22 protein-coding genes are annotated in these 22,145 nt (G+C 38.3%); 7 read left to right on the top strand and 15 right to left on the bottom strand.

The window, feature by feature from the left end; all coding sequences use genetic code 11:
• Positions 1-31: 31 nt before the first annotated feature.
• From hisH to HCN_RS07465, 3 genes are read right to left on the bottom strand one after another with little or no spacing between them, the layout of a single operon-like run.
• Positions 32-754 (bottom strand): imidazole glycerol phosphate synthase subunit HisH, encoded by a 723-nt coding sequence (gene hisH, locus HCN_RS07475; RefSeq protein ID WP_014667125.1) that lies wholly within the window; start codon positions 752-754, stop codon positions 32-34.
• On the bottom strand, positions 747-983 hold the full coding sequence (locus tag HCN_RS07470) for a hypothetical protein (RefSeq protein ID WP_002955388.1): 237 nt from the start codon (positions 981-983) through the stop codon (positions 747-749). The genes hisH and HCN_RS07470 overlap by 8 nt, the downstream gene beginning before the upstream one ends.
• Entirely contained in the window at positions 980-1,900 is a 921-nt protein-coding gene (locus HCN_RS07465; RefSeq protein WP_014667124.1) for a 3'-5' exonuclease, read from the bottom strand. The genes HCN_RS07470 and HCN_RS07465 overlap by 4 nt, the downstream gene beginning before the upstream one ends.
• 126 nt (positions 1,901-2,026) lie before the next feature.
• On the opposite strand from HCN_RS07465, the gene purH reads away from it, so the two are divergent.
• On the top strand, positions 2,027-3,553 hold the full coding sequence (purH, locus tag HCN_RS07460) for a bifunctional phosphoribosylaminoimidazolecarboxamide formyltransferase/IMP cyclohydrolase (protein ID WP_002955386.1): 1,527 nt from the start codon (positions 2,027-2,029) through the stop codon (positions 3,551-3,553).
• On the opposite strand, the gene HCN_RS07455 is transcribed toward purH, so the two are convergent.
• The 10 genes from HCN_RS07455 to flhA are packed head-to-tail and all read right to left on the bottom strand — an operon-like array spanning position 3,550 to position 17,011.
• Entirely contained in the window at positions 3,550-4,641 is a 1,092-nt protein-coding gene (locus HCN_RS07455; protein ID WP_014667123.1) for an ATP-binding protein, read from the bottom strand. The genes purH and HCN_RS07455 overlap by 4 nt on opposite strands.
• Positions 4,641-6,404 carry an ATP-binding protein gene (locus HCN_RS07450; RefSeq protein ID WP_014667122.1) on the bottom strand — a complete coding sequence of 588 codons (1,764 nt, stop codon included), beginning with the start codon at positions 6,402-6,404 and terminating at the stop codon, positions 4,641-4,643. Before HCN_RS07450 ends, HCN_RS07455 begins: the two co-directional genes overlap by 1 nt.
• Positions 6,388-8,250, bottom strand: coding sequence for an ABC transporter ATP-binding protein/permease (locus tag HCN_RS07445; protein ID WP_014667121.1), 1,863 nt, complete (start codon positions 8,248-8,250; stop codon positions 6,388-6,390). The genes HCN_RS07450 and HCN_RS07445 overlap by 17 nt, the downstream gene beginning before the upstream one ends.
• Before the next feature lie 55 nt (positions 8,251-8,305).
• Complete coding sequence (locus HCN_RS07440; protein ID WP_014667120.1) at positions 8,306-10,108, bottom strand: extracellular solute-binding protein; 1,803 nt, start codon at positions 10,106-10,108, stop codon at positions 8,306-8,308.
• A 6-nt stretch (positions 10,109-10,114) separates the two neighbouring features.
• Complete coding sequence (locus HCN_RS07435; protein ID WP_014667119.1) at positions 10,115-11,515, bottom strand: sodium-dependent transporter; 1,401 nt, start codon at positions 11,513-11,515, stop codon at positions 10,115-10,117.
• Complete coding sequence (locus HCN_RS07430; protein WP_014667118.1) at positions 11,515-12,696, bottom strand: cation:proton antiporter; 1,182 nt, start codon at positions 12,694-12,696, stop codon at positions 11,515-11,517. Before HCN_RS07430 ends, HCN_RS07435 begins: the two co-directional genes overlap by 1 nt.
• Positions 12,693-13,373 carry a phosphoribosylglycinamide formyltransferase gene (purN, locus tag HCN_RS07425; RefSeq protein WP_014667117.1) on the bottom strand — a complete coding sequence of 227 codons (681 nt, stop codon included), beginning with the start codon at positions 13,371-13,373 and terminating at the stop codon, positions 12,693-12,695. The genes HCN_RS07430 and purN overlap by 4 nt, the downstream gene beginning before the upstream one ends.
• A 5-nt stretch (positions 13,374-13,378) precedes the next feature.
• Positions 13,379-13,645 carry a hypothetical protein gene (locus HCN_RS07420; RefSeq protein ID WP_002955378.1) on the bottom strand — a complete coding sequence of 89 codons (267 nt, stop codon included), beginning with the start codon at positions 13,643-13,645 and terminating at the stop codon, positions 13,379-13,381.
• A 27-nt stretch (positions 13,646-13,672) separates the two neighbouring features.
• Positions 13,673-14,797: a DHH family phosphoesterase gene (locus tag HCN_RS07415; protein ID WP_002955377.1), complete on the bottom strand. Its 1,125-nt coding sequence runs from the start codon at positions 14,795-14,797 to the stop codon at positions 13,673-13,675.
• 9 nt (positions 14,798-14,806) lie between these two features.
• Positions 14,807-17,011, bottom strand: a complete 2,205-nt coding sequence (gene flhA, locus HCN_RS07410) for a flagellar biosynthesis protein FlhA (RefSeq protein ID WP_014667116.1) — start codon at positions 17,009-17,011, stop codon at positions 14,807-14,809.
• Positions 17,012-17,268: 257 nt separating this feature from the next.
• Between flhA and HCN_RS07405 the strand changes: the two genes are divergently transcribed.
• The 6 genes from HCN_RS07405 to HCN_RS07385 all read left to right on the top strand — a co-directional run bounded on the left by HCN_RS07405 (position 17,269) and on the right by HCN_RS07385 (position 20,918).
• Positions 17,269-17,838 carry a MarC family protein gene (locus HCN_RS07405; protein WP_014667115.1) on the top strand — a complete coding sequence of 190 codons (570 nt, stop codon included), beginning with the start codon at positions 17,269-17,271 and terminating at the stop codon, positions 17,836-17,838.
• 173 nt (positions 17,839-18,011) lie between these two features.
• Entirely contained in the window at positions 18,012-18,488 is a 477-nt protein-coding gene (locus tag HCN_RS12120) for an SPFH domain-containing protein (protein ID WP_014667114.1), read from the top strand.
• On the top strand, positions 18,385-19,425 hold the full coding sequence (locus HCN_RS07400) for a flotillin family protein (protein WP_232501858.1): 1,041 nt from the start codon (positions 18,385-18,387) through the stop codon (positions 19,423-19,425). The genes HCN_RS12120 and HCN_RS07400 overlap by 104 nt, the downstream gene beginning before the upstream one ends.
• 356 nt (positions 19,426-19,781) lie before the next feature.
• Positions 19,782-20,183 carry a Panacea domain-containing protein gene (locus tag HCN_RS10860; RefSeq protein WP_081495234.1) on the top strand — a complete coding sequence of 134 codons (402 nt, stop codon included), beginning with the start codon at positions 19,782-19,784 and terminating at the stop codon, positions 20,181-20,183.
• Entirely contained in the window at positions 20,170-20,553 is a 384-nt protein-coding gene (locus tag HCN_RS07390; RefSeq protein WP_041309538.1) for a hypothetical protein, read from the top strand. The genes HCN_RS10860 and HCN_RS07390 overlap by 14 nt, the downstream gene beginning before the upstream one ends.
• Positions 20,554-20,660: 107 nt before the next feature.
• Positions 20,661-20,918 carry a hypothetical protein gene (locus HCN_RS07385; protein ID WP_014667111.1) on the top strand — a complete coding sequence of 86 codons (258 nt, stop codon included), beginning with the start codon at positions 20,661-20,663 and terminating at the stop codon, positions 20,916-20,918.
• A gap of 315 nt (positions 20,919-21,233) precedes the next feature.
• Here HCN_RS07385 and HCN_RS07380 read toward each other — a convergent pair whose 3' ends face one another.
• On the bottom strand, positions 21,234-21,545 hold the full coding sequence (locus tag HCN_RS07380; RefSeq protein ID WP_014667110.1) for a hypothetical protein: 312 nt from the start codon (positions 21,543-21,545) through the stop codon (positions 21,234-21,236).
• Positions 21,532-21,852 carry a hypothetical protein gene (locus HCN_RS07375; protein WP_014667109.1) on the bottom strand — a complete coding sequence of 107 codons (321 nt, stop codon included), beginning with the start codon at positions 21,850-21,852 and terminating at the stop codon, positions 21,532-21,534. The genes HCN_RS07380 and HCN_RS07375 overlap by 14 nt, the downstream gene beginning before the upstream one ends.
• Positions 21,853-22,145: the final 293 nt, after the last annotated feature.

Raw genomic sequence — 22,145 nt, 5'->3', positions numbered from 1 at the left:
TGTGTTTTTTTAATGTGGATTCAATATAAATTCAATGTAGATTTATGAAATTTTTTAGCAACTGCAAACCGACATTATGGCTTTTTTCTGGGTGGGGCTGAATCCCAAAAAGATTATCTTTATTGACAATAGCTCCAAATGGATAGCCATACTCACACTTAGCAAAGATAAACTTTTCCTGCGTTGCAATATGGAAGCTATGCACGAAGTAGAAAAAACTGCCATTGTTAATGCCTTGCAATAGTGGCGAAGATTCTCCACTTTGGGTAAAAAGGCAGCTATTCCAGCCGATATGCGGGACTTTTAAAGGAGCGATGTTTTTAAAGCCTACAATCTCGCCTTCAATCAGCCCTAGCCCCTTATACTCTCCAAACTCAAAGCTTTTTTCAAAAAGTAGCTGCATTCCTAGGCAGATTCCAAGCATATATTTGCCACTTTTGGCAAACTCTATAACTGCACTCAACAAATGCGTTTTTTGTAGTTGCTCCATTGCATTACCAAATGCCCCAACACCGGGCAGTAAAAGCTTATCATACTTTTTAAGATTTTCAGGCTTAGATTCTATATGGAGAGAAAAGGGACGCGTAGCGTGCAAAAGTGAAGATTGTAGATTTTGGGATTGTGTGGCGTGGGATTCTAGCTGTGAAGCTTGTAAATGCAAAGTTTCTAGTGGGCGATTCGCACAGAATCTAAAGGCATTTTGCACACTGCCAAGATTACCTACACCATAATCAATAATGCCTATTTTATCCATCTGCTAGTCCTAAAAGCCATTCTTTGTTTTCTGTGATAATGGCATTGTGCTTTTGCAAAAGACTGTCGCGGATAGATTCTAAATCACTGCATTCAAGTGAGTTCATCACATCTAGGGAGAGCGTGGTTTGGGATTTGGCTGGGATAAGATTAAGAATAGATTCAATTTCTTTAATCAAGGCTTCTTTAGTGATGATTTCGCCATTTTTTGTGATGTAGGGGGTAGTCATTCTATGCCTTTGTGTGTGGTGGCTTGAGATATGTGCTTTTTCAGTGTTTGGGTAAAAATAGCAGAGTAGGGCTTATCTTGTGGGAGCTTCTCGCTTAGGATTTGTAAAAGATGATAATAATCTTCTAGCAAAAGCTCCCCTTTTAAAAGCTCATACTTAAGATAAAGCCAATAGGTGTTTAACACATCGCTGTGGCAGTAGTGATTGATAGTCTCAAGGGCGGATAACTTTGCTTCTTTGGTGTTTTCACCGCCAAGGTAAGTCTCATACACTTCACCCCCACTCATATCATATTTGCCAACAAGATCAAGCATTTTACAAAGGCTATGGAGATTTAAAGATCGTGTCGCACCAAACTGCCCAAGACTATCAAATAAATCAGTGTGAAACTGCTCACTATATCGTTGGCGGTAGTTTTCCCATTTTGTTTTATTGAAAGCTTGATTATTTTGTTCAAATAACGCCCACGCATTGAGATTATACCGCATAGAACGCAAAGCAAGAGTGGGAATATCAAAGCCCCGCCCATTGAAGCTTACAAGCTTTGGGTTATTTTTATTAAAAAAAAGCCAAAATTCTTGGAGTAAAGTCTTTTCTAGCTCATCTAGAAACTCACTTGATAAAAAGTCAAGTTTAAAATCTTTGTCCATAGAATCTAAAGCATCTTTGGATCCTAAAGATTCTAAAAAGTTTTTCCCAAAATGCCCTACTCTTTTAAAAGCCCCAAACTCATCGCCTATCACACTGCTAATGCTGATCACACGATGAAAGCATAAAGGCAAAAACTCACTTCCGCTTTTTTCTTTCTGCATATTTTGGGCGGTTTTAGCAATCTCTAGTGGCGAACAGCCTAGCTCAAACACATCTGCTAAAAGATGAAAATCCGGGATTGTCTCAATATCAAAGACACATATCATTCAAACCGCCTTGTCATTTAAATACCTTGCTTTGCAAACGCTTTGCTATGAAGTCGCTTGTCATTTAATTGCCCTATAAAAAAATATAGCTACAATACTACACAAAATTTACAAATAAGGATAATTATGTATGCGTTACTAAGTGTCAGCGATAAAGAGGGCATTGTAGAGTTTGGTAGAGATTTAGTAGCTTTGGGCTATAAGATTCTAAGCACGGGTGGGACTTTGAAGCTTTTATTAGAATCTCAAGTGCCAGCCATTGATGTGGGGGAATACACACAGAGTGAAGAGTTATTTGATGGGCGAGTGAAAACTTTGCACCCCAAGATTCACGGCGGCATACTCTATCGCCGAGAATGTGAAGATGATGTTAAAGTCGCAGCACAAAAGGGCATAGGGAGCATAGATCTTGTATGTGTGAATCTGTATCCATTTAAGCAGACAATACAAAGGACGCAGGATTTTGCAGAAATTATTGAAAACATTGATATTGGCGGTCCAGCTATGGTGCGTTCAGCTGCAAAAAATCACGCAAGTGTGCTAGTGGTAACTGATAAGGCGGATTATAAAATGATCATAGAAGCTTTAAAAAATAATCAAAATACGCTTGAGCTGCGACAAAAGATGATGATTAAAGCTTATGAGCATACAGCAAGTTATGATAGCACGATTGCAAATTATATGAATGAGCGATTTAATGGGGGCTTTGGGAAAAAGCGATTTATCGTGGGGCAGAAGGTCTTTCAAACACGCTATGGGGAGAATCCACACCAAAGCGGTGCGTTGTATGAGTTTGCTTCTTTTTGGCAGAAGCACTTTGTGCAAAAAAAGGGCGAGGCGAGTTTTAATAATCTTACAGATATGAATGCCGCGGTAAAAATCGCCACAGCATTTGGGAAAGATTCTAAAGCGGTATGTATTGTCAAGCACGGCAATCCTTGCGGTTTTGCATTAAAAGATACGCTTTTAGATTCTTATAAGGCGGCTTTGCAATGTGATAATATCAGTGCCTATGGTGGCGTGGCGGCTATAAATGGCGAAGTGGGCTTAGAGCTTGCTAAAGAGATAAATAAGATGTTTATAGAAGTGCTTGTGGCAAGGGGTATCACGCAAGAGGCGTTAGATGTGTTTGCAAGTAAAAAGCGAATGAAAATTTTTATCCAAACTGCCCCCCTGCCACAAGATGAATATGACTTTAAGCATATTCAGGGTGGATTTGTGTTTCAAAATAGCGATTGTGTGAGAAAAGAAGAGATTATGGAATCTAGCTTAAAAACTAAAAAAGCCCCAGATTCTACGCAACAAAGGGATTTAGAGATTGCCTATCTTATCGCTGCACTTACAAAGTCAAATTGTGTCGTGTATGTCAAAGATTCCACACTTGTAGCCATTGGTATGGGTATGACAAGCCGTGTTGATGCAGCAAGGGCGGCATTTGCTAAGGCAAAGGATATGGGGCTAGATTTGCAGGGTTGTGTGTGTGCGAGTGAAGCGTTTTTCCCATTCCGCGATAGCGTGGATATGGCACATAAAATGGGAGTGAGTGCGATTATCCAGCCGGGCGGGTCAATCCGTGATGATGAGGTGATAGAGGCGTGTGATGAATATGGCATAGCTATGCTTTTCACACATACAAGGCATTTTTTGCATTAATGCTTAAGGTGTGAGGGCTTTGCCTGTGGGCTAAACTCAAGGGCAAAGTCAATAAAGTTTAACGCCTCCCATTCAAGCGTGGTGTGGGCTAGGTTTAGCTTCCCACTGCCTTCAAAATTAAGCGTAATCACATAAATATGCGAGGCTTGAAAATTAAATTTTTTCAATTTAGATTCTATGCTCTCTTTGGTGCTAAAGGGCAGAAAGATAAAAATGCCAAGTGGGCTTATAAACTCCCCAATATCGCCATAATATATACTGCTTTCACACTCATAACGCTCACAAAAAGCAATAAGTTCAAGCAAAAGTATATTTTCCAAACTCGCTAAAAAATCCCGCTCAATCTGCACGCACAAGGGCAAAGTAAAGTCAAAAAAATAAAGCTTTTTGCTTGAAGTTGTGTGATGAGGGAGAAGAAAAATAAAGCCCGATTCATTTAGGGACTGCAGCAAAGGGTAGATTCTATCTTTTGAAATTTTATGCGTTTTTTTCAAAATCGTGTAGATGTGATTAATTGTAAGCTTTTGCCCCTGCATTGTTAAAAGAGAACAAAAAATATCAAAGTCGTTTTTAAGGGATATTTGTAAAATCTCTTGCTTACGCGTGATTTTATAGCTTGGATTAAGCGTTTGAATCTCAGGCAGATTGCCCTCTTTTAAAAACAGATTAAAAAGATTATTGATGGAGAGATTTTTAGAATCAAAGCTAATGTATTCTTCAAAACTTAGGGGGTGGATTTTCTTACTCTTAAAATCTTTTGGGCAGTGGGCGTTGGAATTTGCAATAAGAATAATGTGATTAAGATTTGGCAGGGAGATTTTTGGCGTATAAGAATCAATAATCAAAAGCTCAAGGTTTTTTTCCAAAAAGCTTTTTAAAATAAGGGCATTGGCGGATTCTATATCTATGCGAGAATCCGCACAATTAATATAAAGCGTCTTTTTGTATTTTGCACTATGTAAAAATGCCAGAGAGCTTTTCCCCACTCCACTTGCTCCATAGAGAAAAGTTTTTTGCTTTTTTAGCCCATAACGCCTAGGCTTAATCCCCACAACGCGTTCAAGGTAGGACTTTGAAATATCTTGCATTAGGCTCTAAAGCCCATAGGTTTGTTATTGTCAAAATTCCCACTAAGCTCGGCTTTAATCTGCGTGATAAAATCTTCTTGCGTGAAAATGCTCTCTTTTTTTGTGGCGACTTTATAGGCGGTGTTTTTAATCACAAGGGCGATTTGCCCTCCGCTTAAATCATATTCTGCTAGGGCGGCGGCTAGATTCTCTTTAGAATCTACGCTAAACTCCGCATTTTGTGGCAGATACTTAAGCCACAAGGCTTCTCTTTGCTCCCTATTTGGACGCTTAAATTCTATTTTGTAGTTAAAGCGGCGTGAAAAGGCGGTATCAAAGTTTTCTAAAAGATTGGTTGTGGCAATTAAGATTCCATCAAATCGCTCAATTTGCTCTAAGAAAATATTTTGCATTTGGTTATGCATTTTATCTGCACTATTGCCGCTGCTAGAGCGTGTGCTAAGGAATTGATCGGCTTCATCAAGCAATAAAATCGGCTCATTTTTAATGCTTTTGCAAATCTCATTGTAGCTATCAAAAATCCTGCGGACATTTTTTTCAGATTCGCCAATATACATTGATAGAATCTTAGAGCAATCAAAGCTTAACACCTGCTTTTTTAGACTCTTAGCGAGAGCTAGGGCGGTAATAGTCTTGCCAGAGCCCGGCGCTCCATAGAGCAAAATTTTTGCATCAATGCCCTTTTTCTTATCTCTTATGCCCCAAAGGTGCAGTAAATGCACGACATTGCTATTGACTTGGGCTAGGAGATTGTTGAGAATCTCACGGGTATTTTGGTGCAAAATAATCTCATTCATATCATATTTTGGCTCTACAAGCTCAAAAATATCTTGGTTTTTAATAAGAGAATCTAGACTAATTTTATTCCGCTTTTTCTTTTTATTAGGGTGGATAATGTTTTGCAAAATCTCTTCAGGGATAAAAAAAGTGCGTGAGATTCCACCAAAGGGATTTAAAAGCTCATCATAGTCAATTAAGCCCTTTTGCACGAGATTGGAATTTTCATCAAGCAAGGAGCGATGCTTAATCTTATCATACTCATCAAGGCTTATAAGCTCAAGCAGGGCATTCATATCACGCAAGTTTTCATCGCTACTGCTATATTCTTCTTTCAATAACGCAAAAAAGATAATCTGCTCTTTTGGCTCTAAATGCTGTTCTTTGATGAGCTTTATAATGCTTATATCTTTTGTTGTGAGTTGAAGGCGTGATTGGATTGTTTCTTCTAAAAGCTTTAGGCGATAGTTTGCACGGGAAAGTGAGGGAGAATCTAGCTTTTGAGAAAATTTTAGCCCACTCATTTTGTGTAAAAGCTCAATATGCGAAAAGCGATCTTTTAAGTATTCTAAATGATCTTCATAAGGAGTAATTTCTGGTAAATCAACATTTAACGCACCATCTTCTAGGAGCTTCAAAAATGCGTGGGAAAGACAGACATTATCATTATAAAGCTCAAGCAGGGCAATATCTGTGATTTTAGGCTGCAAAAAGGAGCTTTGTGTTATCCAGCCTAGCTCAATAAGATTGCGGATATGGGGCAGAAAGCCTAGGGCTTTTTCACTTGTTTTGATTCTTGAATCTGCCTTTGCTTCAATCAGGCTTTTGTAAAGCAAAGTATGCACCACAAAATCACTCTCCCCTTGAAGCAAAGCCTTTGCCATAAATTGTAAAATCTTAGCCTCATTCTCATCGCATTTTAAAAAGCTAAAAATTTTTGCTTTTTTTATCGTAGTAGCGTGGATAAAATCAAGATAATATTTCATTTTTGATCCCTTGATCTATTGTATTTTGGGTTTTATAGGTTTTCATTACTGCCCCCCCCCCATTGCTATTTGTTTGTAGCTCAATCTTACGCTCACATCGCTCAATGGTGCTTAGGCGGTGGGCGATAATAAGGAGTGTTTTATTACTCGCCACATCATAGATTTGCTCCATAATGTCAGCTTCTGTTTGGTTATCAAGGGCGGAGGTGGCTTCATCAAGCACAAGGATTTCAGGGTCATCATAAATCGCCCTTGCTATGCCTATGCGTTGCTTTTGTCCGCCACTAAGCAAGATTCCACCCTCTCCTACGCGTGTGTAGATTCCATTATGGGTGTTTAAGAAGTCTAGAATCTGTGCCTTTTGACAGGCGATTTTGATTTTTTCTTCATCAAAGTGAGAGCCAAAAGCGACATTTTCCGCCACAGAGCCATCAAAAAGATAAATGCTTTGTGGGATATAGCCGATTTTTTTCCGCCACGCTCTTAGGTTGTGGTTGGTAATAGGCACATTATCTACGAGCAAATGTCCTTTTTGGGGTTTGTAGATTCCAATGATGATATCTACAAGTGTGCTTTTCCCAGCTCCACTTTGCCCCACAAATGCGACTTTCTCTCCCTTCTTAATCTCAAGCGAAAAATCTTTTAGAATCGGCTTATGGCTCACATAGGTAAAATCAACATTTTCTAACTTAATAGAATCTACAAACGCACAGGGCTCTTGATATTCATCTTCTGTATGGTAGGTGAGATTTTCATACACACTATATACCGAATGGGTGAGATAGCTCATCATATTAATGTTATTAAGGATACGCGTTACTGCAGGTAAGATTCTATATAACGCCAAGGCATACATAGAGATAATAGGAATAACCGCACTTGCATCTTGGTATTGAAACAAAATATAAGCCACACAGGCAATGAGCACACCAAAGCCAATAGTCTCAAGGATAATACGCGGAAGTGGCAGAAGGCTTTGTGCGATAATAGTGGCGTTGGTGCGTTTGCGTGAGAGTTTATCAAATGCGTGATAGACTTCATCTTGATTGCCTTTAAGCTTAATAAACTTAAAATTCCCAAAAGTTTTTGTGATAAGCTCATTAAGCTGGGCACTCGTCTCTACATCAATTTCTCCCTTTTTCTTAATCTTGCGTGAAAGCAGTTTGATAATAAACAGCACCTGCACACTTAGCAAAAGTGTCAGCACCAAAGTCATTTTCCAGCTTACCATAAGCAAAAGTGCATACATAAGACAAATGGTAAAAAACTCCGAACTGACTTGTAAAAGATTTTGAAGATAAAATGAAGTATTTTGTGCTTCGCTCACAATGGTTTGGCGAATCTTATCCGTCTTTTTATGACTAAAATCAAGATAGCTAAGCTCTACACTTTTACAAAAAAGCCGATAGGCAAAGTAGTGAAACTTCCTAAAAGCAAAACGCGATAGCCCATAGGAATACGCCGCATTATACAACGCACGAAAGATATAAAAACCTAAAAGCAAAGCACTAAAAGCATACATAAAATGCAATGTGCTGTCAAAACCAAGCGTGTCATATACCCACTTTGAACTCCAGTGAGCAAAAATCATATCCGGATTACTCGCAAAGGTGATAAAAGGCATAATCACACTAATGCCAAGCGTTTCAATCAAAGATAGAATAATAGTAGCGATAAATAAAAAAAGCAAAATAATCTTATCTCGCCTTGTAGTCAGCTCCCTTAGAATCCGCAAAGCACTTTTTTGATTTTTATGGCGTTTTTTGTTTTTGAAGATTCTGTTTTTTAAACTTTTGTTTTTTTTATTTTTGAAGTTTTGATTTTCAAATCCTTTTTCGCGTGGCATTTTATCCCTTTTATCTCTATATTTTTGTGTAAAAAAGCGTGGATTCTAGCATTTTCTAGCTTTTTGCTCCCTTACTCCACCATAAGTATGGATCAATCCCATAGGGCGGAGTTTGGCTAGGCATAGCGATGTTTCGCCAATAGGCTATGCGAAAAGCGGGGAGATTAAAATGTGGCAGGACATAAAAGCCCCATAATAGCACTCTATCAAGGGATTTACCAATAGCTATTCTATCCTGCTGCGAATTGGCATTAAGCAATTTGGTAATTAGCTCATCTACCACAGGATCTTGCACACCAGCAAAGTTTTTACTTCCTTTAGTGCTAACAACTTGAGAGTTCCAATAGTAGTTTTGCTCATTGCCCGGGAATAGACTTTGCCCTAAGAGTTCAACAACCATATCATATTCAAAAGCCCGCACACGATTAATGTATTGTGAATCATCAACTTTGCGTATTTTAGCTTCAATCCCAAGCTTTTTAAGATTCTTAGCAAAAGGCAGACAAATGCGTTCAAAAGCATCATAAGAGATAAGAATTTCAAAGCTAAAAGGCTGATGTGTGGGTGTGTAAAGAGCTCCATTTTTCACATAAAATCCCGCAGATTCTAATAAATCCCTTGCGTATTTGAGATTTTCTCTCAAATTTTCCCCACGCTTTTGCTCCCCATTTGTTATAGGCACGATGTAGGGTTGGGTAAAGATTCTAGAATCTAGCCTGTCTTTATAGGGTAAAAGTATTTCTAGCTCCTTTCCTTGTGGCAGGGCAGAACTTGCAAAAGGGGAGTTATGAAAAATATGTGTGGTGCGTTCATATTGATTATAAAAAAGATTCTTATTGCTCCATTCAAAATCAAAGGCATAAAAAATTGCCTCTCGCACTCTTTTATCAGCAAAAATGGGCTTTCTTGTGTTGAAAAAGAATCCTTGTAATGTGCTAGGTAGCTCGTGTCTAAAGCTTTGCAGGATAATCTTCCCCTCCCTTTTTGCCCTGCCTTCATAGTCGTTTGCCCATACTTTTGCCGAAGTTTCAATGCGGTAGTCATATTCTCCCGCCATAAACGCAGTTTGTGCCACAGCAGGATCTTTGTAATATTCCACCACCACTTCATCAAAGTTATACATTCCTTTTTGCGTGGGGTGGTCTTTTGCCCAATAGTTTGGGTCTCGCTCATAAGTGATACTCCGCCCTAAATCAAACTTTTTGACTTTATATGCCCCGCTTCCCACAGGGATTTGCAAGGGATTTTCTCCAAAGGTGTTTTTGCCATTTTGAAGATAAATGTGTGAAGGCAAAATGGGAATCTGCCCTAAAATCAGCGGTAGCTCCTTATTTGAATCTGTTTTAAAATAAAAAATCACTTCTAAATCACTTAACGCCTTAACGCTATTCACATCAGCATAGTAGCGTTTAAAATCAATCTTGCCTTTTTGTAAAAGTGTCTCAAAGCTAAAAACAACATCTTTTGCTCTAATAGGCTTCCCATCGCTAAACCTTGCCTTTTTATTAAGATGAAAGATAATAAAATCCCTGCCTTGCGTCATAGAATCTGCCACAAGGGCGTATTCGCTAAAAGGCTCATCAAGGCTTTGAATGGTAAGGGTGTTATACACAAGAGTGTGAAGCTCCGCTGCGGGATTGCCCTTTTGGCTAAAGGGATTAAGGCTATCAAAAGTGCCTAACGCAAAACTTTTTAAAGTGCCGCCTTTTGGAGCGTTTGGATTGACATAATCAAAATGTGTGAAGTTTTTGGGATATTTTGGATTGCCATAAATGCTTAGGGCGTGGGTTTGTGTGTTTAAGGCGTTGCTTAGAGTAGCAAAAACACACAGAGTAAAAAAAGCAGATAAGATTCTCATTTTTATCTAACGCAAGAAGGCAAAGAAGTATTCAAGGCTCTTTGGAAAATTCCCCGCGATAAAAATCAGCACCACAATAAAGGGGAGAAAAAACTTCACATAGTAATACCAGATTTTTACAAGCAGTGGGTGGAGTGTGCCGTTATTGCTAAGCTCTTTTAGGGATTGAGACTTAAGCACCCAACCTACAAAAAATAAAGTGCCAAGGGAAGTCAGCACAAAAAGAATATTGCCACTCACATAATCAAATATATCAAAGATATTTTTGCCATTCCAAGTGATATGCTCCCAAGGACCATAGGCAAGGATACAAGGGATATTCCCAAGGATCAAAATACTCCCAAGTGTGATATTTATAGCCATTGTGCGGGAGATTTTAAGCTTTTCGTGCAATGTGGTAATGATGACTTCATAGATAGGCAGTGAAGTGGTAAGGGCAGCGGTAATAAGCAAAAGGAAAAACACCACCGCTAAGACATTACCAAAATAAATATGGGAAAACACAATAGGCAGCGTTTGAAACACAAGGCTTTGTCCTTGATCGGGGCTTAGGGAAAAGCTAAAAAGAGAGGGGAAAATCATAAATCCGGCTAAAAGAGCGATGATTGTATTTAAGATTCCAGTGGCAACAGCGGTTTTAATCATATTTTCATTTTTTTGCAAATATGAAGAGAGTGTTATCATCACGCCAAAGCCAAGCGAGAGTGCAAAAAATACCTGCCCTAGCACATCAATGAAAAGCCTTGCATTAATCTTGCTAAAATCAGGTAAAAGATAGAATCTTACACCTTCCATTGCATTTGGCAAAGTAAGGTTGCGTGCGACCATAATAAGCAAACAGATAAAAAGCAAGGGCATAAGGTATTTCATACTCCGCTCAATCCCATCAATCACACCTTTTTTCAAAATAATCCAATTAATAAGCACAAAAATGCCCGTGTAGATTCCAACCATCAGCGGATTATGCGTAATATTGCTTTCATAAAAGCTCTTTGCGATGTCTTTTTCAATGGGGGAGACCAGATTCAAATTTCCGCTTAAAATATTAGCAATATAAGTGATGACATAGCCACCAAGCACCATATAATATGCCATTATCCCAAATGCTCCAGCAATACCAAGATAGCCAATAATCTTATAAAAACGCGGAATCTTTTTGCCATTAACTTCGCCGCCAAATGCGTCAATGGCATTTTTCTGTGCGCGTCTGCCAATGACATTCTCTACTAAAATCACAGGGATTCCAACTAAGATCATCGCTAACACAAAGATAAGTACATACGCCCCACCGCCATTTTCTCCCACAAGATAGGGGAATCTCCAAGTCGCCCCAAAGCCAATGGTAGCTCCTGCAACCGTTAAAACATAAGTTAAGCTAGAGTTCCAAGTTTGACGAGGCGTTTGCATTATTTCTCCTTTTTTGTTTTCCAAAATACATAAATGACTTTAATACATACGCTAAAAATGATGCCTTCCAAAATCGCACCAAGCACAAATGAAGCATAAAGTGTGTCGTCTAACTCCCCTATACTTTTACCTAAAGTAGCAGTAGCGATAAGAAAAGTGAGCGGCATAGAATCGCTTAGAGCAAAAAGGAGTGTGGATTTAAGATTCTTAAAATATCTGCCAAAGACGATACTCGCACTGATAATGCGTAAAAGTAGCATTCCAGCGATTAAGTATGCAGCGTGATAGAGAATGTCAATATCGCCAAAAATCGCATTGAGATTAAGCGTAGAGCCAACATACACAAAGAAAAATGGCACAAAAAAGCCAAATCCAAAGTGATTAAGCTGTTCAGGTAAGTCTGCTTTGTGCTTGAAAAATGTGCTAAGAATTGTCCCGGCTAAGAACGCACCCAAAACCGCTTTAATCTCCAAAATCATCATTAAAAGCACAAAGGCAAAAAGTAGGAAAAAGACAAAACGCAAATCTTGAGAGTTACTATCATCGCGTGGCAAAAATAAAAACCGCACTTGTGGCATCCACCAAAAAAACACTTTTGCAATTCTAAAGCCAAAGGCAACAACAAGCAAAAAGATAAGCAGAATAAGCAATTTTTGTAATAGCTCACTGCCCACGCCGTGCCTTGAAGCACCATCAATGATAACTAAAGCAGTAATACTTACAAGCTCCCCTAAGATTCCAATCTTTAGGGCTAAATCAAGCCAAGGCTGATGTTTGCCATAGTCTTTGATTAAGGCTACAATCATACCCAAGCTCATAACTGGGAAAGCGGCGATATATATGTATGAGAGATTTGTGCTAAATACCACAAGGCAGGTAATGCCATAAAGGGTGCAAAAATACGCTAGGGCTTTAAGTAAGAAGCTTTTGCCAAGTTTTGCAAAAGATTTAATATCCACTTCTAAACCGCATAAAAACATCAAAAATAAAAAGCCAATTTCCGCTACAAGTGAGATTTCTTCAAATGTATTGATGAAGTTAAAAAAGTGAGTTGCCACTGCTCCTAAAATCATCTCAACCACAACAATGGGAATGCGTGTGAGTGAGCTGATAGGCGAGGCGGATAGAATCAGCAGAGAAAAGATACCAAATGCACTTAAAAGCTCAAGTGAATGACTCATTGCTTATCCTTGCTAGATTCTATGGCAGATTCTGTGCTAGGCTGGGAGTGAGATTCTATACAAGATTTTACACTAGATTCTTTAGGGAGTAGATGAAGGGCTTTTAGAATGGCTTTAGGGTAGAGTATGTATTCAAGGGCGTGGATTCTAGATTCAAAGCCTTCAAGGCTCTCACCTTGAATCTTTTCAATCTTTTCTTGCAATATAATCTCGCCACCATCAAGTTCTTCATTCACCCAATGCACGCTTACGCCACCATAGCTTTGCTTAGCATAAAAGCTATCTTTTATAGCATTTGCCCCTTTGTGTTCGGGCAGGAATGAAGGGTGGATATTGATTGTGCGGAAAGTGTTTGTAAAAAGTGGCGTTAAGATTCTCATAAATCCAGCTAAAATCACATATTCAATCCTATAAGTTTGCAAAGTAGCAATCATCTGCTTATCAAATTCTTCCCTTGAGCTAAAATCACGATGAGGTAGCACGGCACAAGGGATATTTAGATTTTTAGTGCGTGTTATGCCGTGTGCGTTTGCGTTATTGCAAAGTGTAAGAGCTATGTGGAGTTTGCAATCTTTGTGCGTTTGTGCGTGTATGAAGTGTTTATTATGCAAAGATTCTATAAGATTTTGCATATTGCTGCCATTACCACTAAATAAAATCGCACATTGAATCTGCATAGGTTCTACTTCATAAAAAATTTTGGATAATCTTTTTTAAGAGATTTGATAATCTCAATCATCTCATTTTGCCCATAGGTAGCATCTTCTGGGAGCTTGGCATAAAATTTATCCATTTGCTTGGAATAAAGCTCAATAAGCTCCTCAATATGTGCCTTTTTTGCCCCGGCAAAGTAAAGTGCCACGCCTAGCATATCAACCACTTCTAACGCCATTTCTTCTAGGCTCATTTCCAGTGTCAGCTCTTGGCTAATGTTTTCATTAATATTCATCGCTTCTCCTTGTTTTGTTGAATCTGTCTATTGAATCTCTTGGTGTTTATTAAGAATATACTCAATCTGCGATTTTATATCCATATACGAGAAGCTTTCTTTGAATCCTTCAATCTTCCCACCCGAAGCGTTCTTATGCCCTCCACCATTGAAAAGCTCTCTACTCATCTCACTCACATCGCAATTCCCATTTGCCCTAAGGCTTACATTACCGCGTGGATTCACATCAAGGTAAAAATCATACTCACTATTTGTGCGTAAAAAAAGATTAGCTAGCACACTCACACCGCCCATAGAGTAGCTTAAAAAGCCTTTTTTGTCATTGTAAAAAATGGTGCAGGAATCCTTTTTTTGGCTTAAGAGCTTGACTTGGGCATTTGAAGTAATTGTATCCATTGTCTCCGTTTGTGGGTTTCCACCAAGGGCGCGTTTTTTAATCTCATACAGGGCATTATCAAATGCCACTTCGCCATTTGGCTGCTCTAAAAACTCTCTAGCAGATTCTAAAATGGCAAATTTATAGAATCTATGCTCTTCATCAAACATAAATCTATTCAGCTCAAAGCTCCCGCTAATCGCTCCCATAGCCACCTTGCCAAAGTCAAATTTATAGCCATCTTCAAGCCAAATATCCACGGAGTTTATCATTTCACTTGCATTTCTTATCCATTTTTCACGCGTAGAATCTAGCATTTTCTCTCGTGTAATCAGCGTATCAAAGGTAATCTTACTCGCACAACGCGTAGAATCTAAATGATACCATTCATATTTATCCGCACATTCCTGTCCGCTGATGTGGTGATCTAGAAGTAAAAGCTCCACATCAACGCCATTAATTTTTAGCTCCTCTATTCTTTGTTGCAGGTAGTTTGACTCATTTAGTGTGAGATTTAAATCTGTAATCAGCACAAGGAATTTATCTTGCGAAGCGTTTGAAGCAGGGGATTTTTTGCTTTTGACAAATTTTTGACTAAGCAAGATACTTAGATTTTGAGAGGAATGCGTGATAGTATCTAAAATAGCATTAATCCGCACAAGCACTTCTCTGCCGTAATTAGCATTGTAAAAAGTGATATTTTTGAAAAACTCTTTAGCGATAAACTGGCAGCCATAACCGTCTAAATCTGTGTGTGAGAGATGATAAACTTGCATTTCTTATCCTTAAAATTCTATATTGAGTGTGCCGACAACTTCAAAGGTCGCGTGTGGGTCAATCTCGGCATTACCCAAAATGGTAATATTTACCCTAAATGGCTCAAGGAGCTTGACAAGGGGTTTGCGGATTCTATAATCCACAAGTAGCACAGGCGTCATATTTTTTTGTATAAGCTTTAGGCTTTCTTCTTGTATGGAATCTACAAGCTTTTGAACTTCATTTGAATGTAGCACAAAGTTTTTCCCGCCGGGCTGTTCTTTAAGCCTATCTATTAGGTATTGTTCTGTTGCAAGGGAGAGTGTGAATATCTTAAGATTCCCGTCTTCGGCTTTAAAAATATCCGTGATTGTCCTAGCTAGGCGGGAGCGGACTTGCTCAACGATACTATCGGTATCATCTTGCAAGATGGGATAGGTATCTGTGATAGATTCTAAAATGGTCGGCAAATCTTTGATTGGAATCTTCTCGTGTAAAAGCTCACGCAGAACGCGTATAATAATGCTCATAGGAATCTTAGATGCCTCTCCTACAACCACAGGATAGTCTTTAGCGTGGCGATCCATAAGCACTTTGACTTCATCTTTTGTGATAAACTCTTCTGCATAAGTTTTAATAAGCTCTGTCATATGCGTTGTTACAATCGTGGAGGGATCAATAATATGATAGCCACGAATGATCGCCTCTTCTTTATCTTTAGAATCTATCCACAACGCATCAAGCCCAAAGGCTGGCTCTTTTGTAGGGATTCCTTCAATGGCTTCTGCTACCATTCCTGTATCCATAGCTAAAAATTTATCAGGCAATACACTGCCTTCGCCGATTTTCACGCCTTTAAGTAAAACTTCATAGTCGGTGGGCTGGAGATTGAGATTATCCTTAATGCGAATCTGTGGGATAAGGAAGCCATAATCTGTGGCGATTTTCTTACGCATAGAGCGGATTCTTTCTAACAAGTCGCCATTTTGCTTGACATCAGCTAGACGGATAAGCTGATAGCCTAGATAAATCTCTAGTGTTTCAACTTTAAGTGCTTCATTAATGATAGCTTCTTCTTCTTTTTTAATCTCTTCTTCGCTTTTCTGCACCCTTTGAGCTTTATGTTTTTCAATATCTATCTCTTTTTGTGAATCTTCATCGGCTTTCTTGCTATTTGGTGAGGCTTTTTTGCTGATAAATTTCTCCACCATAGAGAAAAGACTCCCCATATCTTCACGGCTCACAAGCCACGCCACCGCAAGGAAAAACACCCCAACAAAACCAAGCGAAATAGGAAGTCCGGGAACTAGGGCAAAAAGGATTAAGATAAAGCCAACAATACTTAAGATTTTTGAGCTACCTGTAATTTGCGTGACAATATCTCCCGCAAAATTTGTTTGAGAGCTTTTAGCTGCACGCGTGGTAATGATACCCGTAGCAGTAGCAACAATGAGTGCGGGAATCTGCCCAACAAGCCCATCACCAATGGTAAGGATTGTAAAAGTCTCCGCACTTTGTTTCACGCTCATTCCGTGTTCAAACACGCCAATTAAGAATCCGCCGATGATATTGACAATGGTGATAATGATAGAGGCAATCGCATCGCCTTTGACAAACTTACTTGCTCCGTCCATTGTGCCATAAAAGTCCGCCTCTTGAGCCAACGCATCGCGTCTTTTTTGTGCTTCATCTTGCCCAATAAGCCCAGCGTTTAAATCCGCATCTATTGCCATTTGCTTACCGGGCATCGCATCAAGGGTGAATCTCGCACGCACTTCTGTAACACGAGTAGAGCCATTTGTAATGACGATGAGATTAACTATCACAAGAATGGTAAAAACAATAATCCCAATGACATAATTTCCGCCCACGACAAAATGCCCAAAAGCAGCGACAATACTGCTTACAGCCTCAACGCCATTATGCCCTTCACTTAGAATCATACGGGTAGTGGCGACATTAAGGGCTAGGCGATAGAGTGTAACAATAAGCAAAATAGTAGGAAAGGCTGAAAATTCCGTGGCTTTATCCACATACAGCGTAATAAGGATAATCAAAATAGATAGGGCAATGGAAATGCTTAGCAAAAAATCAAGCATTACACTTGGCAGTGGCACAATGATAATGCCGACAATAAGCATCATAAAGACAATAACAACCATCTCTGTGCTTTGCGAGAGATTTTTGAAAAACGGCGTGATTCTGTCTAAGATTGATGCTGTGTTGAATGTCAAAGTATTGTCCTATGTGAAAAATGAAATGTATCCCCAAATCAAATAAGGGCGTATTGTAGCAAGATTTTTTAAATTTTTATGTTTTGGGTTTGTTTTTGTGGGGCGTGGGGGTTTGAGATAGAATCTTATATGTAGAACTTGGCGTAAAATACAAGTGGCATAAATGCACCAAATATGCCAACTTGAATCTCAAGCTTAAATAAAAATGGTTATAATTTTTTAGGGTTTTCATTCTCATAAATTTTTAAGGAAAATGTATGTTTTTTGATAATTTAGAATCCACCTTTCATCTCGTGGGGCTAGGCGCAATAACAATCATTGCGGTGCTGAATCCTTTTGGGAATTTACCGCAATTTCTTGCTATGACTGATGAGGTGCATACACCATTGCGGCAAAAGCTTTTTAGGAATATTTTATGGACAGCGTTATTGATTGTGCTTATTTTTTTACTGACAGGCTCATTTATTATGCAGTATCTTTTTAGGGTGAATCTAGATTCTGTGCGGGTAGCTGGGGGGATTATCCTTATTGTGATGAGTTTGAAAAATCTGCTTTTTGCTGTTGCAAAGCAGGATTACTCCGAGTATAAGAAACTTAAATTTGAGGAGTTGTTTAAGCGGAGTATTATCCCTATGGCGTTTCCTATGCTTGTAGGACCGGGGACATTAGCAAGTGTGATAGTGATCGCTGAAGAGAGCAATATGCTTGTGGCGATTATGGCAGTAGTGGTAAGTTTTGTTTTTCTTTTTGTGTTGTTTTATTTTTCAGCAATGATTGAAAAGATTCTAGGGGTAGATTTGGAATCGGAAAAAATGGTTTGTATATGATTATGAAGGTAGCCTCTATTGTAGAAATATCTAGTGCTGATAGCTAAAATAGCGTAGATTTTGTATCTAGGAATTGAATTATCCATTTGAAAAAATACTCTTTTTCTGTTAAGATTCATTCAGTACGCAAAAACCAGTCGCATACACATATTTCAAACACAAAAGGAGCATTAATGTTATTTATACCCATAGGCATTGCCATCGCAGTAGTAGCAGCAATACTTTTGATAGTTATTCCATTGTTTTTTAGAGTAGTTGTCTCAACAAATGAAGTGCATATAGTTCAATCAGCAAGGAAAACTCTTTCCTATGGCAAAGATACGGGGAATGGTAATACATACTATGAATTTCCATCGTGGTTCCCGCTTATAGGTGTTACAAAGATTGTTCTGCCCGTATCTGTATTCTCTATCCAAATTGAAGGATATGAGGCGTATGATTTGGGAAGACTGCCATTTGTGGTAGATATTACAGCTTTTTTTAGAGTTAATGATTCTAATCTAGCAGCACAAAGAGTAAGGGATTTCACTGACTTACATACACAACTTGAAGATATTATTCGAAGATATTATTCAAGGTTCCATTCGTTCAATTCTTTCAAGCCGAAATTTGGAAGATATATTACAGGTGCGCTCAGAGCTTGGAGATGACTTTACAGAATCTGTGAAAGAACAGCTTAAAAACTGGGGTATTGAGCCTGTAAAAAATATAGAACTAATGGATATTAGAGATTCCAAGGTAAGTCAGGTTATTGCCAATATTATGAACAAAAAGATTTCTGAAATTGAAAAAGAAAGTCGTATTAAAGTGGCAAATAACAAGAAAGAAGCTCAAATGGCTGAAATTGAAGCTCAACAAGCCACAGAAGTTAAACAGCAAGAAGCAAACAAAACAATAGGGCTAAAAACTGTGGAGAATGAGCGAGAAGTTGCTATTAGTAGAGAACAGGCAAATCAAGCCATTAAAGAACAAGAGAAAACTACTCGGGAAAAGACAATGGAAGTTCTTCGTGTTGAAAAAGTAAAACAAGCAGAAATTAACAAAGATGCTGAAATTGTTAAGGCTGAAGAGGAGAAAAAGAAAATTGAGCTAGATGCTGAAGCTAGAAAAGCAGCAACCATTAGAAGTGCGGAAGCTGACAAAGAAAGGCAGTTTTTAGAGGCATCGGCATTGCTAGAGATGAAAGACAAAGAATCACAAGGTATTCTTAAGATAGGGACAGCTGAAGCTGAATCCTTAAAACTAAAAGAGCTTGCTCCAGTAACCGCACAAATCACACTTGCAAAAGAGATCGGCGAGAATGAGGGATACCAACAATATCTTGTTACCATTAGGCAGGTAGAAGCAAATGAAAAAATAGGTATAGAACAAGCTAAAGCCCTAGCGAGTGCTGATATGAAAATCATCGCTAATGGCGGTGATGTGCAAAATGGCATAAGCAAAGTAGGAGAGATTTTATCCTCAAAAGGTGGTATGAGCATGGGAGCTATGCTTGAGGGATTAGCTCAAATAGATATAGGCAAAGATTTGTTAAAGAAATTCACCACCATCAAGGGGCAAGGGGATAATAGTAATAAGGGAGCTTAGCCCTTCTTGCTGAAGTGCCACCGCTTTTCTAAGTGGGTGGTTTTTTTGAATTTGCTTGGAATCTCTAAACATCATGCTCAGACTCTAGATTTCTGCTTGATATGCTTTTCCATATACATCATTTCATTTGCTTAAGCTACTCACTTATATATATGTGTGTGTAGAACAAAACAGCATCTAGATTAAAAAAACAATCACTTAAAAACATAATTTCTACTTAGTGTCGCACACTTTCAATCCGGCGTGGTTTTGGAGTTAAAGCGACTTTTTATATTCTAAAAGGAGAAAATAATGAAAGCCCTAGAAGTAGCAAGATATTTTATCGCTCTCAATAAAGAGCAGTACTAGATGAGCCAATAGATCTATCCAAACTTAAGTTTCAAAAATTACTCTATTATGCTCAAGGATACTATACTGCACTATTTAATAAGCCACTTTTTGAGGAGAATATAGAAGCGTGGGAGCACGGACCTGTTGTAAGAGAAGTATATGATGCCCTTAAGCATATCGAGGGTATCTATATTCCAACAAACATATACGCGATGTCTGATAGCGAAATAGACCTGTTAGATAAAAATGCAAAAGAGCTTGTAGAGGATGTTTTTTCTATTATGGGGCAATATTCAGCTTGGAAGCTTAGAGAAAGAACACACAATGAGAGCCCTTGGGAAAACAATTATGAGAAAGGACAAAACAAACTTATTCCCTTAGAAGACATAAAATCATATTTTAAGCCTTATGTGAATGTCCAAAATTAAAAAGCCTAACTCTGATAGTATTAGCACAAATAGGCTAAGAGATACGCATTTTGGGCGATGTGTTGTATCGCTAGAAAAAGTCATTGAATGTGACAAGCACGGGTTATGTCTTGGTAAAAACCACTCATTCTACAGAGAGCAGAATGCCAAGAAATACAATACCAAACTAATGAAACTCTTTTTGTTTTTGACACAGCGAAGTTGGAGCGAGATTATAGAGCAAAGAAAGAATGCGGAATGCGGGCACGAGCTTTTAGACATTTCATGCTTTAGGAATATTGCCGTAAAAAATTCTTTTGAGAATCTAGGTAAAAAGTACGCAAATGTATTTCGTTTTTGGTGGTTAAGACTTCCGAGCTTGTGGATATAGGGAGGGCGATACATTCTATTTGGTATGTATTGACTACAACTTCTCTCTTTATAAGCACAGCTAAGGCATTTCTTTGCAAAAAAAATAGCAAAACAATGGAGCAATTAATGAGTGAGACAGCACCTATTTTATGGTTGATAGTGTGTGGAATGCTAACATTTTATTGTGGGTTGCGAAGAATCGGTATATGGTTCAAGTCCAATGCCTCCGAATTTGATTTTATCAAACACAAATCTAAAGCAGTCCTAAAACAAGAAGAATTGTTATTCCTGAGACAATATAAAGTTGCATATATAATGCAATTTATTTATGCTATAGGTGGGATTATTGTATTTCCAGCGATTGCTGTATTTATTGTGCTGTAAGAGAATGCTTGTCTGTTTTTTTTAAGGTAGGAGCTGTTAAAGAAGGAAAACTCCAAGCAACACTTAATCAGCATTTAAGCAAAAAGGAATTACAATCTCCGCACATTAGTCAGTGGCTCCTTGTGCCACGCTAGTGATAAGACTTCTTAGATTCTCATCTATCAAATCTAAACAATCATCTAAAAACATTTCTATCTTATCTAGCATAACACCAAAGTAGAGTTTGTGTCGATCCACCGATACAATATATAGTTAGTTTTTAATAGTATAAATAAATAGTGCATATTTCAGCCATTTTTCTACGCTTGTTTGCTTCTATAAGTTCTCTGTAGGTGAATTATGTATTTCTGCATGGTATCTGTTTGTATGGCTTGGGGCATTAATAGGATATGTACCAATTTGGATGCATTGCTTGACACTTATCTCGACAATGGTCTCGGTGTTGTGTTTTTTAGACAGGCTTTCCAGCACATCATTTGTTGTGCGTTGTCCAGTCTTTTCTACCGATAAACCATTTTTGTCTTTAAAGGCTGCAGGAGACGGGCGATTAAACTCATTGTCCCATAAGAAATTTATAGGACGAATTGCCCTAAAAAGTTTTTCGTTCAAATTTTTATGCAAACCCATAAAATTCTTTCAGTTTTGTATTAAGTTCTTTGATACTTATATTTTCATTTGTAGAATCCTGAATACCATTTTCGGAAACCTCAAGCTCCAAATACTCCATATCTTTGTCTCTATTATAGTATTCAAGTTGTATGTTGCCATTAGCCAACGGAAATATTTTTGGTTGAACCACCACTTTATTTACTATATTTATGGCGTTCTTAATCGCTTCTTGATTGATAGGCTCAGATTCATAACCATTCCAGCCCTTGTCTGTAAGATTTGTTAGATGGTTGAGGCGATCAAGGTTGCTTTGAATGTCAATCATAACTCATACTCTCTAGTTCTTAATGCTTACAGGTCTCAACTTTCAAGAACTCGCATATCAAAAGCAATATCTCCGCTTTTGAATTTGCTTGGAAGTGGTCAATATCATCTTCAGTTTCCAGCTCTCTATACAAGCCTACTATCCCATAAGTTTGCATATTTTTCACAATCGTGAATATTTGATGATAAGTGAAGTTTTCTTCTAAAAAAGAGAGTTCTTTCCTAATATAATGAGCGAAGTCTCTGTATATATAGGATTCTGCTATTTGATACTTGAAAGCAAAGTATCTAGCA

Source organism: Helicobacter cinaedi PAGU611, from assembly GCF_000284635.1.
Lineage (GTDB): Bacteria > Campylobacterota > Campylobacteria > Campylobacterales > Helicobacteraceae > Helicobacter_C > Helicobacter_C cinaedi.
This window is presented reverse-complemented; position numbering and strand designations above follow the sequence as displayed.